Annotated in this window: 12 protein-coding genes; 8 read left to right on the forward strand and 4 right to left on the reverse strand. The window is 57.4% G+C overall.

Going from position 1 to position 15,155, the window contains the following annotated elements:
• Nucleotides 1-24 precede the first annotated feature (24 nt).
• Both ssuE and HOY33_RS09690 read right to left on the reverse strand, forming a co-directional pair.
• On the reverse strand, nucleotides 25-621 hold the full coding sequence (ssuE, locus tag HOY33_RS09685; RefSeq protein ID WP_172289996.1) for an NADPH-dependent FMN reductase: 597 nt from the start codon (nucleotides 619-621) through the stop codon (nucleotides 25-27).
• 239 nt (nucleotides 622-860) lie between these two features.
• Entirely contained in the window at nucleotides 861-2,798 is a 1,938-nt protein-coding gene (locus tag HOY33_RS09690; RefSeq protein WP_172289997.1) for a sigma-54-dependent Fis family transcriptional regulator, read from the reverse strand.
• 274 nt (nucleotides 2,799-3,072) lie between these two features.
• On the opposite strand from HOY33_RS09690, the gene ssuD reads away from it, so the two are divergent.
• The 6 genes from ssuD (at nucleotide 3,073) to iolE (ending at nucleotide 11,409) form a co-directional block, all read left to right on the forward strand.
• On the forward strand, nucleotides 3,073-4,245 hold the full coding sequence (ssuD, locus tag HOY33_RS09695) for an FMNH2-dependent alkanesulfonate monooxygenase (RefSeq protein WP_172289998.1): 1,173 nt from the start codon (nucleotides 3,073-3,075) through the stop codon (nucleotides 4,243-4,245).
• Between the two features lie 25 nt (nucleotides 4,246-4,270).
• Nucleotides 4,271-5,683, forward strand: a complete 1,413-nt coding sequence (locus HOY33_RS09700) for an FAD/NAD(P)-binding protein (RefSeq protein ID WP_172289999.1) — start codon at nucleotides 4,271-4,273, stop codon at nucleotides 5,681-5,683.
• A 72-nt stretch (nucleotides 5,684-5,755) separates the two neighbouring features.
• Nucleotides 5,756-7,174 carry an LLM class flavin-dependent oxidoreductase gene (locus tag HOY33_RS09705; protein ID WP_172290000.1) on the forward strand — a complete coding sequence of 473 codons (1,419 nt, stop codon included), beginning with the start codon at nucleotides 5,756-5,758 and terminating at the stop codon, nucleotides 7,172-7,174.
• 319 nt (nucleotides 7,175-7,493) lie between these two features.
• Nucleotides 7,494-8,948 (forward strand): MFS transporter, encoded by a 1,455-nt coding sequence (locus HOY33_RS09710; protein WP_172290001.1) that lies wholly within the window; start codon nucleotides 7,494-7,496, stop codon nucleotides 8,946-8,948.
• On the forward strand, nucleotides 8,945-10,174 hold the full coding sequence (locus HOY33_RS09715; RefSeq protein WP_172290002.1) for an acyl-CoA dehydrogenase family protein: 1,230 nt from the start codon (nucleotides 8,945-8,947) through the stop codon (nucleotides 10,172-10,174). The genes HOY33_RS09710 and HOY33_RS09715 overlap by 4 nt, the downstream gene beginning before the upstream one ends.
• A gap of 344 nt (nucleotides 10,175-10,518) precedes the next feature.
• Nucleotides 10,519-11,409, forward strand: coding sequence for a myo-inosose-2 dehydratase (gene iolE / locus HOY33_RS09720; RefSeq protein ID WP_172290003.1), 891 nt, complete (start codon nucleotides 10,519-10,521; stop codon nucleotides 11,407-11,409).
• A gap of 116 nt (nucleotides 11,410-11,525) precedes the next feature.
• On the opposite strand, the gene panB is transcribed toward iolE, so the two are convergent.
• Nucleotides 11,526-12,371, reverse strand: coding sequence for a 3-methyl-2-oxobutanoate hydroxymethyltransferase (gene panB / locus HOY33_RS09725; RefSeq protein ID WP_172290004.1), 846 nt, complete (start codon nucleotides 12,369-12,371; stop codon nucleotides 11,526-11,528).
• Between the two features lie 32 nt (nucleotides 12,372-12,403).
• Nucleotides 12,404-13,021 (reverse strand): LysE family translocator, encoded by a 618-nt coding sequence (locus HOY33_RS09730; RefSeq protein WP_172290005.1) that lies wholly within the window; start codon nucleotides 13,019-13,021, stop codon nucleotides 12,404-12,406.
• A gap of 219 nt (nucleotides 13,022-13,240) precedes the next feature.
• Here HOY33_RS09730 and HOY33_RS09735 point away from each other — a divergent pair, with 219 nt between their 5' ends.
• On the forward strand, nucleotides 13,241-13,696 hold the full coding sequence (locus HOY33_RS09735) for an Lrp/AsnC family transcriptional regulator (protein ID WP_172290006.1): 456 nt from the start codon (nucleotides 13,241-13,243) through the stop codon (nucleotides 13,694-13,696).
• A 594-nt stretch (nucleotides 13,697-14,290) separates the two neighbouring features.
• On the forward strand, nucleotides 14,291-15,155 hold an 865-nt coding region (locus tag HOY33_RS09740; protein WP_172290007.1), incomplete at its 3' end, for a Gfo/Idh/MocA family protein.

The following is a 15,155-nucleotide window of genomic DNA, read 5'->3' on the forward strand; positions in this document are numbered from 1 at the left end:
AGCGGAGGAACAATTTGCGGTCGGCTACCGACTCATTGCCGACGGTTGTTGTTCGCCGGGCCTGATTCGTTGCCGGGAAAAGGCGTTAAAATAATTCTGTCGTTCCAGCGCGCGCGAAAAGTCGTTGAGCGCGTCTGTCAGGCGTGATTCAAGGGAGGGACTTAATTCCGGACGGTGATCGTAGTGGGTTATCTGGCTGTCCTGCGCGAAAACGCCGTGCAGGATTTCCTGGGCCTTCAGCGCATTAAGTACCGGTTTAAGCGCATAATCCAATGCCAGCATATGGTTGGAAGATCCGCCGCTCGCCACCGGTAGAATCACTTTATTTTCAAATGCGCGCTCCGGCAAAACATCGAGCAGGGTTTTCAGCGCGCCGGTAAAGGAGGCTTTATAGACCGGAGTACTGATGATCACCCCGTCGGCCTCGGTCAACTGATCGACAAAAACCTTCAGGCCGGGACTGTCGAATTTGGCGTATAACAGATCTTGCGGATCAAAATTAAATAAATTCCAGGGAATAACGTTAATCCCTTTTTTTTCCAGCCAATGTTGGGCATAGGTGAGAAGCGCGGTGGATCGGGATGGAAAACGCGGACTGCCGGCAAGGGTAATAACGTTCATTGTCTCTCCTAAAGATGTCATCCTGCTTAATATAAAAATCACTTAACGATGTGCCTATTAATGCGCGGGCGGATTGCCTCTTGTTACTCGTTGCAAATGATTTACAGTTGGATAACTAATCTATTACCTGAACGACAACGGAAGAAATACGTTTTATGGCTGTGGATAGCTAAAAATCGGCAATAGCAATCCGTCGTCGCCTCCGGCAACGGTTATTGCGCCTGTGGTTATTTTCAGCCTTAGGTCATGACGGGCTGTGCCTGCTTATGGGTTTGCCAAATGGCGTCCCTGATATTAATGGCGCGAGGCAGCAATCCCAGGGCGAAGAAACGGTCGGCGATAATTTGCTGCTCGCGAATAACATGGCTATTCATCGCGGCGGGGGTGTTGCGGCGGCGGGAAAGGGCAAGTTCCAGCGTTGCGCAGGGCAAGCCCAACTCAGCCGACAGCAGCGCCGTGGCTTCGGCGCGCTGATGGTCGATGAAATTGCCGGTTTTCTGTAGCGCGCCGAACAACTGCCGCAAGATATCCTCCGACTGTTCCGCAAACCGGCGCCGAGCCAGATAGAACTGCTGGTTTTGCACCCGCTGGCGGCCGTCGGCAAGCACCCGCAGATCGCCGTTACGTTCGGCATCGCTAAGCAGCGGATCCCACAAGAGCCAGGCGTCCACCGCCTGATAATCACTGGGGGCCAGCGGGTATTTCGGCGGCGCATAGACAATGCGCACATCCTGCAAGCTCAGTCCGTGTTCATCAAGTAGCTGAAGCAGCAGGTAATGTACATTGGAACCTTTGTTCACGGCGATACGCTTGCCCCGCAGTTCGGCGACGCCGGCGATCGGACTGTCGTGCAACACCAGCAACGCCACGCTCTGCGGCGCCGGTGGTTCGTAGGCCACATACACTAACGGACAGCCCTGGGCCTGGGCGAAAATCGGCGGAACTTCTCCCGTGGTGCCGAAATCGATTTCGTCGCTGTGCAGCGCATGCAGCAGTTGGGGACCTGCCGGGAATTCGCTCCATGATACGCTGACGCCTTGTCCGGCGAAGAGCGATTCCAGACTTTGCCGCGCCTTCAGCACCCCCAGATTACCGAACTTCTGATAGCCGATACGCAATTCCCGGTCGTGACGCGGGACGGGACAATCTTTATGCCAGCGTATGGCCGTCGCGGCGCTCTGTCGCGGCTTTATCAGGCCCAGGTGCGCCAACTGGGTACGCAGGCTATTGCGGCTGATCCCCAGCATGGCCGCGGTCTGTATCTGGTTGCGATGGCAGATTTCAAACGCATTGCGCACCAGCGACTGGGTAACGCGCTGGTATATCCGATCGCTATCGTTCTGCAAATGCTGGCGGATAATGCGATCCAGCGTCTCCGAATTCTGGGCGAACGGCGTTTCGGTTAATGCGCCGAGCCGCAGTTGCTGAGGATGGATCACCGGATCTTTGCTTAGCAGCACGGCGTTATGCAACGTATTTTCCAGCTCACGAATATTTCCCGGCCACGGGTAATCCATCAGCATCTGGTGGGCTTCCGGCGTCAACTGCAACTGTGGCCGCCCCAGACGACGGGCGTACAGCGACAGGAAATGTTCCGCCAGCAGTGGAATATCTTCCTGGCGTTGCCGCAGCGGCGGCAGGGCGACGGCCGCGACATTGAGACGATAGTAGAGATCTTCACGAAAGCGTTTTTCACGGATGGCGTGCGCCAGATCCACGTGGGTGGCGGCAATGACGCGCACGTTAACCTTGATTGGCTTACGCGAGCCGACCCGGGTGATCTCCCGCTCCTGCAACACCCGCAGCAGTTTAACCTGTAGCGACAGGCTTAGTTCGCCGATCTCGTCGAGCAACAAGGTTCCTCCCTCGGCCGCTTCAAACCACCCCTGGTGGGTTTCGGTCGCACCGGTGAAAGCGCCTTTCTGATGGCCGAACAGTTCCGCTTCGGCCAGATTCTCCGTCAGCGCGCCGCAGTTGACGGCCAGAAAGGGTTGCTGACGCCGCGGGCTATGGTGATGCAGATAGCGTGCAACCACTTCTTTACCGGTGCCGGTTTCGCCGACAATCAACACCGTGGCGTCGGTGGGCGCCAGTTGATCCAGTACAGTCTGAAAAGCAATGGAGGCGGGATCGATCAATACCGGTTTATCTGAGGCGAAGGGGCGTCGGTTATGCATAAGTAGCTCCGTGGTTACAGCGGTGTGAAAATCCTATCTGAGTGATTGTTAAAGGGCGAGAGGGGGCGAGATGGGAGAAGCTGCAAATGCAGCAGACGCTATTGGCCAGCTGTTGCATTTGCAGCAGGAATTAAAGCGGCTTTAATTTATAAATAATTGATTTTTATTGTTTTTATCCAGTGTTTATTTTGGCATGCATTGTGCTCGCATCGTTATAACGAAAGTGTGATTTTCTATCTATAAATAAGACATATCGTTATATGGGAAATGCATAATGAGCCAACCGGTGAAACAAAATATCAACGTTTTTTGGTTTTTACCCACCCACGGCGACGGCCGTTATCTCGGCACCGCTGAAGGGGGCCGTGCGGTGGATCTTCAGTATCTGCAACAGGTGGCGCTGGCCGCAGACAATCTCGGTTACTACGGCGTACTGATCCCGACGGGTAAAAGCTGCGAGGATTCATGGCTGATTGCCTCGGCGCTGGCGCCGATCACGCGTCGTCTGCGTTATCTGGTGGCGGTGCGTCCGGGGTTGCAACCGCCGACGCTGGCGGCGCGCATGGCCGCTACGCTGGATCGCTTATCCGAAGGTCGCCTGTTGATCAACGTGGTGACCGGCGGCGATCCGGTAGAAAACCGCGGGGACGGCATCTTTCTCAGCCACGCCGAACGCTACGAGGTGACGCAAGAGTTTCTCACCGTCTATTCACGTTTGCTCAAAGGAGAGAAGGTCGACTTCAAGGGAAAACATCTCCATGTCGAAGGGGCGGAAGTGCTGTTCCCGCCGGTACAGAAAAACGGTCCGCCGCTCTATTTCGGCGGCTCCTCGCCCGAAGCGATTGATGTGGCGGCCAGCCAGATCGACAGCTACCTGACCTGGGGAGAACCGCTTGAGCAGGTGGCGGAGAAACTGGCGCTGGTGCGCCGGCGGGCGCAGGAAGCAGGGCGGACGCTGAGTTACGGCATTCGTTTACATGTGATCGTCCGGGAAACCGAGGACGAGGCCTGGGCGGCGGCCGATCGCCTGATCGCCCATCTTGATGAAGACACCATCGCCAGCGCTCAGAAAATCTTTGCGCGCATGGATTCCACCGGGCAGCGGCGTATGAGCGCCCTGCACGGCGGCTCGCGCGACAGTTTGCGCATCGGCCCCAATCTGTGGGCCGGCGTAGGGCTGGTGCGCGGCGGCGCCGGAACCGCGCTGGTGGGGGATCCGCAACAGGTTGCCGAGCGCATCCGCGAGTATCAGGCGCTGGGGATTGAGAACTTTATTTTTTCCGGCTATCCGCACCTTGAAGAAGCCCATCGCTTCGCCGAACTGGTGATGCCGCTGTTGCCGGTATCGGAAGCGGCGGAACGCCAGGCGCGTCAGGTGAATACCGGGCCGTTTGGCGAAACCATCGGCGGAGATAAACGGCCGGTTAAACAGGTCAGCGCGAGCTGAGTACGTCGGCGTCACGGAGCAGAGTATGTCTAAACGGCAGGTAGTGATTATCGGCGGCGGCTTTAGCGGCGCGGCGGTGGCGATCCATCTGGCCCGCGCCGCGCGGCCGGAGCTGGAGATAACCGTGGTGGAGCCGCGCGCGCAGGTGGGGCAGGGCGTGGCCTATTCCACCATCGACGCGGCGCACCGTATTAATGTGCCGGCGGAAAAAATGGCGTTGTCGCCTGCGGAACAGGACAGTTTTGAACACTGGTTCGAGGCCGTCGGCGGGTTGCGCGACGACCCCGAAGCGCGCTGGCATGACGGTAAGATCTATCCGCGGCGCAACGCGTTCGGCCGCTATATGGCGGAAAAATTCGTCCAGGCGGCAAGCGGCAGAGCAGGTAATCTGCGCCATCTGCAAGACCGCGCCGTTGATTGGCGCAACGGCGTCGTCGTCACGGAAAAGGGCGTGCGCCTTAAGGCCGACGAAGTCGTGCTGGCCATCAGTCATCCACGGCCGTCGCTGCCGCGCCCGCTGGCGCAGAAATTGGCGAACCACCCCGGCCTGATCGCCGATCCCTGGCGCAACGGGGCGCTGGATGGCGTCGCGGCGACGGATCGGGTGGCGATTATCGGCACCGGGCTAACCATGGCGGATATGGCGGCGTCGTTGCACTCGCGCGGCCACCGCGGTTCCATCGTGGCGTTTTCCCGTCACGGTCTGCTGTCCCGGCCCAATATCACCGAGGACTTCCCCGACTGGACGCCGGCGGCAGCGCCGACGCTGCCGAATACCCCGCGCGGCTGGCTGCGGCGCATCCGGCAGGATATCCGCCGGGCCGCGGCGCAGCGGCTTCCCTGGCAGAAGGTGCTGGATGAAATCCGCACCCACGGACAGCAGTTGTGGCAACAGTGGCCGCTCGTCGAGCAGCGGCGTTTTTTACGCCACCTGCGCGCCTACTGGGATGCGCACCGCTACCGTATCGCGCCGCAGGTCAGCGCGTTATTGGCGCAACAACAGGCTGCCGGCGGGCTGCGCGTGCTGGCCGCCCGCCTGCAACAGGCGGCGGCCGACAGCGACAATGTCATCGCCCTGACGCTGCGGCCCCGCGGCGGGCCGCTGGAAATGCTGTATGCCGATAAGTTGATCGTCACCACCGGCCCGGCTCACGGAACGCTGCTGGACAGCAATCCGCTGTTTCGGGCGCTGGCGCGACGCGGCGAACTGCGCGCCGATCCGCTCGGTTTGGGGTTGCTGGTGAATGAGGACAGTCAGGCGATTAACCAGCATGGGCGGGCGAATCCGCATTTGCTGGTCGCCGGCCCCGCGGCGCGAGGGCGCTTTGGCGAGTTGATCGGTTTCCCGCAGGTGGCCGACCATGCCGAGGCCATCGCTCAGCGGCTACTGGCTGCCGCCGCGTCCGCCGCCGCGCAACGATGTCCCGCCTCATCCTGAATCCATCTGCCCGAGTCAACCGCTAACAATACCCGGCCGGCGCGCCGTTTGGGGTACACCGTGGAGAAAATTATGTCATCACAACGTGAAATTCGGCTTAACGCCTTTGATATGAACTGCGTCGGTCATCAGTCGCCCGGCTTGTGGGCGCACCCTCGCGACCGCGCATGGCAATACAAGGATCTGGAATACTGGACCGATCTGGCCCGTTTGCTGGAGCGGGGCAAGTTTGACGGCCTGTTCATTGCCGACGTTCTGGGCATTTACGATGTCTTGAACGGCAATGGCGACGCGGCGATCCGGCAGGCGGCGCAAGTACCGGTCAATGATCCGCTGGCGCTGATTACCCCGATGGCGTTGGTCACCGAGCATCTGGGTTTTGGGTTGACCGCCTCGCTGTCTTTTGAGCATCCGTATCCGTTTGCCCGCCGACTTTCCACGCTTGATCACCTCACCAAAGGGCGGGTCGGCTGGAATATCGTCACCTCTTATCTGGAAAGCGGCGCCCGCAATATCGGTCAGCAGACTCAGACCGACCACGATGCGCGTTACGACTATGCCGACGAGTATCTGGAGGTGGTGTACAAACTGCTGGAAGGCAGTTGGGAAGAGGGCGCGGTTCTACGCGATCGTCAGCGGCGTATTTTCAGCGATCCGAGCAAAATTCATCCGATAAACCATCAGGGCCATTTTTTTCAGGTACCCGGTATTCACTTGTGCGAGCCTTCGCCGCAGCGCACGCCGGTGCTGTATCAGGCCGGCGCTTCCAGCCGGGGCAAACAGTTCGCGGCGCAACATGCGGAGTGCGTGTTTGTCGCGTCGCCGTCCACCGTGTTGCTCAAGAAAACGGTGGCGGATATTCGCCGCCGCGCCGCCGAAGCCGGTCGGGATCCGTATGCGATTAAAATTTTCAACCTACAGACCGTTATCGTCGGGGAAACCGATAAAGATGCGCAGGACAAATGGCGGGAATATAAGTCCTGGGTGAGTTATGAAGGGGCGCTGGCGCTGCTTTCCGGCTGGACCGGGATTGATTTCGGCCAATACCGGCCGGATCAGGTGTTAAAGCACCTGCATACCAACGCCATTCAATCGGCGGTCGAAACCTTCTCCACCGCCGATCCCGACCGGCAGTGGACGGTGCAGGGACTGGCCGACTGGGTGGGGATCGGCGGTTTTGGGCCGCTGCTGGTCGGCAGCGCGGCGACGGTGGCCGACGAGTTGCAATCATGGGTGGAGGAAACCGACGTTGACGGTTTCAATCTGGCGTATGCGGTCACCCATGAAACCTTTACCGATGTGGTCGACCTGCTGATCCCGGAGTTGCAGCGCCGGGGCGTGTTCAAACGCGACTACGCGCCAGGCACCCTGCGTGAAAAATTGTTCGGACAAGGGCCGCGTCTGGCTGCGCCGCATCCGGGCGCCGGTTATCGGCGGGGGGCGCCGACGCGCGCGACCGAGGGCGAACGCGTGGGAGAGCAACTGCCATGATTTCTCTTTTCCATCAGGATAAACGCCATACCGGGGCTTATGGCGGGCGTATTACGCTACCGGAACCGCGGGCGTTTATTTTCTTAGCATCCGATCGAAAACTATTCCCTCCATAATAAAAATAGGAATGGGTTATTTAAATAAAGGAAATAGGTTCCAGCGGAAAAGTATTTCCCTAATCCAGGGAATAAATATATCCGGCGTTAATGAATGCCGAATACGCCAGAACTGCGTATTAATCAACTTGAGATTAGATATTTCAATTGACCTTATAAATAGCGAGTCACCTGCATAAAATAACGTATATCAAGAGGGAATAATGAGTACATTAAATATCGATGATGAGTTTAACTCATCATTATCGGCGCCCGTTCGTTCGGCCGGTGATGTGGCGCGGTTAATCAATACCCGCACCGATAATAACAGCTATGCGCGAATGATCGTCTTTTTGGCATTGGGCGGGATATTTCTGGACGCCTACGATCTGACCACGCTTTCATACGGTATTGACGACGTGGTCAGGGAGTTTTCATTGACGCCGGTGGTTACCGGATTGGTGACCTCATCGATCATGATCGGCACCATTATCGGTAATTTGATCGGCGGCTGGTTAACCGATAAGTACGGGCGTTACTCGGTTTTTATGGCGGACATGCTGTTCTTCGTGGTGTCGGCGATCGCCGCGGGACTGGCGCCGAATGTCTGGGTATTGATCGGCGCGCGTTTCCTGATGGGCATCGGGGTCGGTATCGATCTGCCGGTGGCGATGGCCTATCTGGCGGAGTTTTCCAAATTTAGCGGCAAAGGCAACAAAGCCTCCCGTCTTGCCGCATGGTGCCCGATGTGGTACGCCGCCTCATCGATGTGTTTTCTGATTATCTTCGGCCTCTACTTCCTGCTGCCGGCGGAGCATATGGATTGGCTGTGGCGCGCGTCGCTGTTGTTCGGCGCCGTACCCGCGCTGTTGATTATTGCGGTGCGGCGGAAATTCATGAATGAATCCCCGCTGTGGGCCGCCAATCAGGGCGATTTGAAAAATGCGGTGCGTATCCTGCGTGATTCGTACGGTATTCAGGCGCACGAAGCGCCGCAGGAGCGACCCGAGGTCGAGAGGCCCAGGCCGCCGCAGCCCAGTTTCCGCGTATTGTTCCAGAAACCCTATCGCGAGCGCACCATCGTGGCCGGGGTGATGAATGTGTGTATTTCTTTTGAATATACCGCCATCGCGTTCTTCCTGCCCTCCATTCTGGCGCAGTTTCTGGGCGCCGGGGTATTTGAAACCATCTCCGCCTCGTTGGGGCTAAACGCGCTGTTTGCCTTTACCGGCGGTCTGCTCGGCATGCGTCTGGCGTGGAAATACCCGTCGCGCCACGTGGCGATTGCCGGATTCGCCCTCCAGTTTATCGCGCTGATTGCGCTGGCGTTGATCGGTCAGCCACAGGCGACCCTCGGCGTCGTCATTGCCATCGCCATGCTGGGGCTGTGGCTGTTTGCGGAAGGTTTTGGCCCGGGGGCGCAACTGATGATTTATCCGGCGCTCTCTTATCCGACTTCCATTCGCGCGACCGGCGTGGGCTTCAGCCGTTCGCTGTCGGGGGTAGGCAGTGCGCTGGCGCTGTTTGTGTTGCCTATTCTACAGGCGCGATTCGGCACCGACATGTTCTGGCTGGTCTCCATCAGCGCCATTCTGCCGATTATTTTCCTGTTGGCGGTGCGCCATGAGCCGACGAAACAGGATATTGATGACGACAACGACGTAAGGAGTGAAGCATGAGCGCAACCCCTTTGATTGCAACAGGAACCGACTACGCGCGGCTGGCCGCGCGGTTTCGCCCGATTTTTGCCGACATTGCCGCCGGCGCCCTGGAGCGGGAGCGCACTCGCCAGCTTCCCTATGAACCGATCCGCTGGCTGAAAGAGTCGGGGTTTGGCACGGTGCGGCTTCCGAAGGAGAAAGGCGGGCATGGGGCGTCGCTGCCGCAGTTATTCCAACTGCTGATTGAACTGGCGGAAGCCGATCCCAATCTGCCCCAGGCGTGGCGCGCGCATCTGGCCTTCGTCGAAGATCGGCTGAACGCGCCGGATAGCCCCGAGCGCGAGCGCTGGTTTCAGCGTTTTGTCGCTGGAGAGATGGTGGGCAGCGGCTGGACTGAAATCGGCGCGGTTACGCTGGGCAAGGTCAACACCAAAGTGACTGCGACGAAGGACGGCTGGCTGTTGAACGGAGAGAAGTTCTACAGTACCGGTGCGCTGTTCGCCGACTGGATTGACGTCTATGCCGAACGCGCCGACAACGGCGGTGCGGCGATCGCCATCGTCAGCACCCGGCAGGAGGGGGTGCAGCGCGATGACGACTGGGATGGTTTCGGTCAGCGGCTAACCGGCAGCGGCACCACCCGCTTTTATCAGGCGTACGTCGAGGCGCAACATGTTTATGATTTTGCCGATCGCTTTCGCTACCAGACGGCGTTTTACCAGCATGTGCTGCTGGCGGCGCTGGCGGGTATCGGCAGGGCCGTCACCCGGGATGCGTCGCAGGGCGTGCGGCAGCGCACGCGAATCTACAGCCACGGGAACGGCGATCGGGTGAAAGACGACGTACAGGTGCAACAGGTGGTCGGGCAGATTGCCGCCTGGTCCTATGCCGTCGAAGCCACGGTGCTCGACGCGACCGTATCGCTACAGCGCGCCTATGAAGCGCATTTCTCCGGTGACGACGCTGCGGAACTGGAGGCGAATATCGCGGCCGAAGTCGATGCGGCAAAGGCCCAGGCCATTGCCGTCGAACTGGTTCCCCGTGCGGCCACCGCGCTGTTTGATGCGCTGGGCGCATCGGATACCCGGGTGAGCAAGGCATTGGATCGTCATTGGCGCAACGCGCGCACGCTGGCCTCGCACAATCCGGTTATTTATAAGATCCGAAATATCGGCGCCTGGGAAGTCAACGGCACGCCGCCCACCTTCATCTGGCAGATAGGCAACAGCCAGCGCGCGGAATAGCGCGCGCCCGGCGTCCCTGTGGTCAGGGGCGTCGGGGTTTATAACATAAGCGTGCCAGCTCTGCCCGTCTCCTTACAGCCGTCGCTGTCGCGACGTCAAAAACTTCTCCCGGAAGTTTTTTGTGGCGGTTTCCCGTATTACGCCATCTTGCCGTGCATTCGACATGTGATTGTGATTGCAAAAATAGCGGTATTTGTCATGAAAATGTTAACCGGTACGCAAAAATATCATTCCTACTTTCTCTGTAATTGAAATAAATGTTTTATTTATTTTGGCTTCAGAACTTCATTATGCGTGCTGAGCGCGGGTTCGCTCGGTTAAAAATATGATTAAGGGAAACGAGTATGGCCGTTCAACTTGGTATTAATCCGCTCACCTGGACGAATGACGATCTGCCATCGCTTGGCGCCGAAACATCGTTGGAAACCTGCCTGAAAGAAGGTAAACAGGCGGGATTCGCCGGTTTTGAGTTGGGAAATAAATTTCCCCGTCAGTCCGCCGTGTTAGGGCCGATTTTGCAAGCGCACGATCTTCGTCTGGTATCGGGATGGTATTCCGGACAGTTGCTCACGCGTTCGGTGGAAGAGGAGATCGACGCGGTACAGGATCATCTCACCCTGCTGCGCGATCTGGGCGCCGACGTGATGGTATTTGCCGAGGTCACCGGCGCCGTGCATGGCGACCGGCAAAAGCCCGTGCATCTGCGTCCGCAATTTCCTGCCGAACGCTGGCGGGAATACGGCGAGAAGCTCACTGAGTTTGCCCGTTATACGCAACGTCAGGGCGTTCGGATTGCCTATCATCACCATATGGGAACGGTAATTGAAAGTGCGCAGGACGTAGACAACCTGATGGAGCATACCGGGCCGGAAGTCGGTTTGCTGCTGGATACCGGGCATCTGACCTTTGCCGGCGCCGATCCGGCGGCGGTTGCCGAACGCTGGATAGGACGCATTAATCACGTCCACTGCAAAGACATTCGCGCCGAGGTGCTGCGGGAAGTCAAAAGCCGTAAAACCAGCTTTCTGGATGCGGTACTCAGCGGCGTATTTACCGTGCCGGACGACGGCTGTGTCGATTATCCGTCGGTTTTCAGCATCCTGAAAGCGCACAATTATCAGGGATGGCTGGTGGTGGAAGCCGAGCAGGATCCCGCCGTGGCGCATCCGCTGACTTATGCCACGTTGGGTTATAACAACTTGCAGCGTCTGGCTTATCAGGCCGGACTGATTTAACGATTCTCGGTCGGACACCCGCATTTTGCGGGTGTCCTGCCTGGGCGGAGGGCGATAACGCCATGGTTATCAGGTTATTACACCCCGGTTGATCCGGGGTGAGCGCCATACCCGGATTAGAACGTATGCTCGGGACCGGGAAAGGTTCCTGCTTCAACATCGGCGGCATATTCTTGCGCCGCCTTATGGAGCAAGGTGTTCATGTCGGCATATTGCTTAACGAAGCGCGGCAGGCGTCCGGTTCGCAGACCGGCCATGTCTTGCCAGACCAGCACCTGAGCGTCGCATTGATTGCCTGCGCCGATACCCACGGTGGGGATGGATACGGCGGCGGTGATCTCCGCGGCGACGTCGCCGGGCACCATCTCGATGAGCAAGCCGAAAGCGCCGGCGGCTTCAAAGGCCCGGGCGGCATCGATAAGACGCTGGGCATCTTCGCCTTTCCCCTGAATACGGTAGCCGCCAAGTTGATGCTCCGCCTGTGGGGTAAAGCCGATATGCGCCATGACGGGGATACCGGAATGGGCAAGTTTTTCGACCTGCGGCAGCATTTCTATGCCGCCTTCGAGTTTGACGGCGTGGGCGCCGCCTTCCTTCATGAAACGCACCGCGGTGTGAAAACACTGCTCCGGGGATGCCTGATAGGAGCCGAAAGGAAGGTCGGCAATCACCAGCGGCCTACGGGTAGAGCGGCTCACGGCGCGCACCAACGGGATAAGCTCGTCTACCGTTATCGGCAGCGAGCTGTCATTTCCGTAGACATTGTTGGAAGCGGAATCGCCGATCAACAGCACCGGGATCCCCGCGCTTTCAAAAATTGCCGCCGTGTACATGTCATAAGCGGTGAGCATCGCCCATTTCTGTCCCCGGGCCTTCATCTGCTGAAGGTGTGGGATACGTACACGTGACCCGGTAATGCCGGAGGGTGAGCCGTTTCCATACGGGGAAGATTGTTCACTCATCGTGTTTTCCTCAAAAATATAAGAGATTTTCCTTAGATGATAACCTGTTCGGCAATCAGGAGCACGGCGATGATTATCATGGCAGTAGCGGAAATCCTGCTGACGCTCCGTGCCGCCTGCGGACGTGTCTGTAACACGGTCTGCGAACACAAGCCGACAAACAGGTAGACTACGCCACAACTGAAGACATGAATCAACCCCAGCGCGATGATCTGTGCCGGAACCGACCAAGCGGCGGCGGGATCGGTGAACTGTGGCAACAAAGCCAGGAATAGCAGGAAAACTTTGGGGTTCAGGCCGCTGACGCACGCGCCTTTGACGGCCCAGCGCGTCCATGAACCGGAGTCCTGTATATGGCCCGCGCCGGGAACAGGGGGATGGATAAGCATATTGACGCCAAGCCAGAGTAAATAGGCCGATCCGGTGAAAGTGAGCACAGTGAGGGCGATGGGGTTGTCGGCGACGATTGCCCCCACGCCGGCGGCGACGATCAGGGTGGCCGTCAGATGACCGAATAACAGCCCGGTCACCGCAGGCACCACGACGCGCCCGCGCATGCCGGCCGAAATCATGTAGGCCCAGTCCACTCCGGGGGTAATGATAAACAGAATGGATACTGCCCAGAATGCCGCAATGATACTGAACGTCATGACGGTTTCACACTCTCGCGGGCCGGCTTGGCGAACGGTTGATTCACCGGTATTGTCATTTTTTCTCCTTGATTGCTGTTCTGGCCGGACTCACGCCATTTCGTCCCGGATTTGGCTGAGTCCGCTGCTGTTCAATGCATGGAAAGAATATCCTTAGCTTGTTAGAATGTGCTGCCAATTATTTGCGCTATTCGCGTAATAAAAGGAAATATCTTCCATATGGATAAGATAGATCGAAGAATTCTTGCTGAACTCCAGTCGGACGGGCGTCTGTCTGTCACTGAACTCGCCGGGCGGGTCGGACTCAGTCTCTCTCCCTGTCACCGTCGGGTGCGCGCGCTGGAGCAGTCCGGCGTTATCAGGGGATATCGTGCTCAGCTCGAACCCTGCAACCTTGGGCTTAATTTTTCCGCCATTGTTTTTGTTACCCTGAAAGAAGGCGATCGCCACGCCGTAGACGCTTTCGAATCGGCTATCGTGGAGATCCCGCAGGTTATTCAGGGCCAGCGGCTTTTTGGCGATCCTGACTATATCCTCCATGTTATTACCCGGGATTTGCCCGCTTTCCAGCAATGCTATGACGATAAGTTGTCCACTCTGCCCGGGGTCAGGCGCCTCACCTCCACTCTGGTGATGAAAGACGTTGTGCAAAATCGCCTGCTTCCGCTGGCATGAAGCGGGGATGGGAAGGCAATGTTTAACGGCCATAGGCAGACGAATATAAAGCGTTCGGATGCTCAGAAACCTTTCTTTGAGTATGGTTAATAATATTTAATATTTTTTGATTTACATTGTCTGGCAACGAATTTTCCGGCTGGCGGGAGTTGTTATGTTTTTGTAAAAAACAAGCTTGCTTAAATCAAAGAAAGTGTCTGGTGTTTCAGTGAGTTAATCTCAACCTGCACTTGAAATTTCGATACCCTTACTGCTTTGCCGAGAGGCGGCCATCAGCCTTATATCATTACTGGCGTCACGCTTTTCCCATTAAATTATTCTTATTGATCCTTCCACGTCTGCGGTTTTTTCAGAGCTGATTTCCGAAAATATTTAATCTCTTCACGGTATGACGGCGGCGGATTGCAATCGGGTGCATTTTGTTGAAATTTTGTGATCAGCTACGTCAATTTTGCATCCTGACGATTGACTTCAATCCCGCCTTCTATCAAAAGTGCAGGCGTGGTTATCAATCAACTTTACTTCATAACTCTGTCACGGTCTGTTGTCTAAATTTTTTGCACCCGGGTGCAAAAGCCTCTAAGGAGCCTGAAAATGATTAATGGTGAAAGAAAAATACCTCGTCCGTTACGCTGGGCAATGATTGGCGGCGGCCGGCTAAGTCAGGTTGGCTACAAACATCGCAGCGGCGCCCTGCGGGATAACACCGCTTATCAACTGGTCGCCAGCGCATTTGATATTGACGCCGAGCGGGGACGGGATTTCGGCGTCAATCTGGGTATAGCGGCGGAGCGCTGTTATGACAATTACCGCCAACTGCTGGAAGAGGAAGCGAAGCGCGAGGATGGCGTGGAAGTGGTGAGCATTGCCACGCCTAACGGCACGCACTATGAAATCACTCGCGCGGCGTTGAATGCCGGTATTCATGTCATTTGCGAAAAACCGCTGTTTTTCACCACCGCAGAGGCTAGAGAAATTAAGGCGCTGGCTGAAGAGAAAGGGCTGATTGTCGGCGTTACCTACGGCTTTTCCGGTCATCCTTTGCTGATGCAGATGCGCGCCATGATCGCCAAAGGCGAAATTGGCGAAGTGAGAATGGTGGAGTTGCAATATACGCACGGCTTCAGTTCCGACGCGGCGGCGGAGAAGGGCAACGATGCGGCGAAATGGCGTGTTGACCCCAAGATCTCCGGGCCGAGCTTTGTGTTGGGCGATATTTCCACTCATACCTATTACATCTCTCAGTTGGTGATGCCGGACTTGCATATCAAGGAGCTGCTGTGCGATCGCCAAAGCTTCATCCCCTCGCGAGCGCCGCTGGAAGACAATGCGATGGTTCTGATGCACTACCACGGCGGCGCCGTGGGCAGGATGTGGGCATCGGCAGTGAACGCCGGCTCCATGGATAGTCAGAGCATTCGCGTGATCGGCTCCAAAGCCAGTCTGGAATGGGGCGACT

The sequence above is a fragment of the Brenneria sp. hezel4-2-4 genome (assembly GCF_013155275.1).
Lineage (GTDB): Bacteria > Pseudomonadota > Gammaproteobacteria > Enterobacterales > Enterobacteriaceae > Brenneria.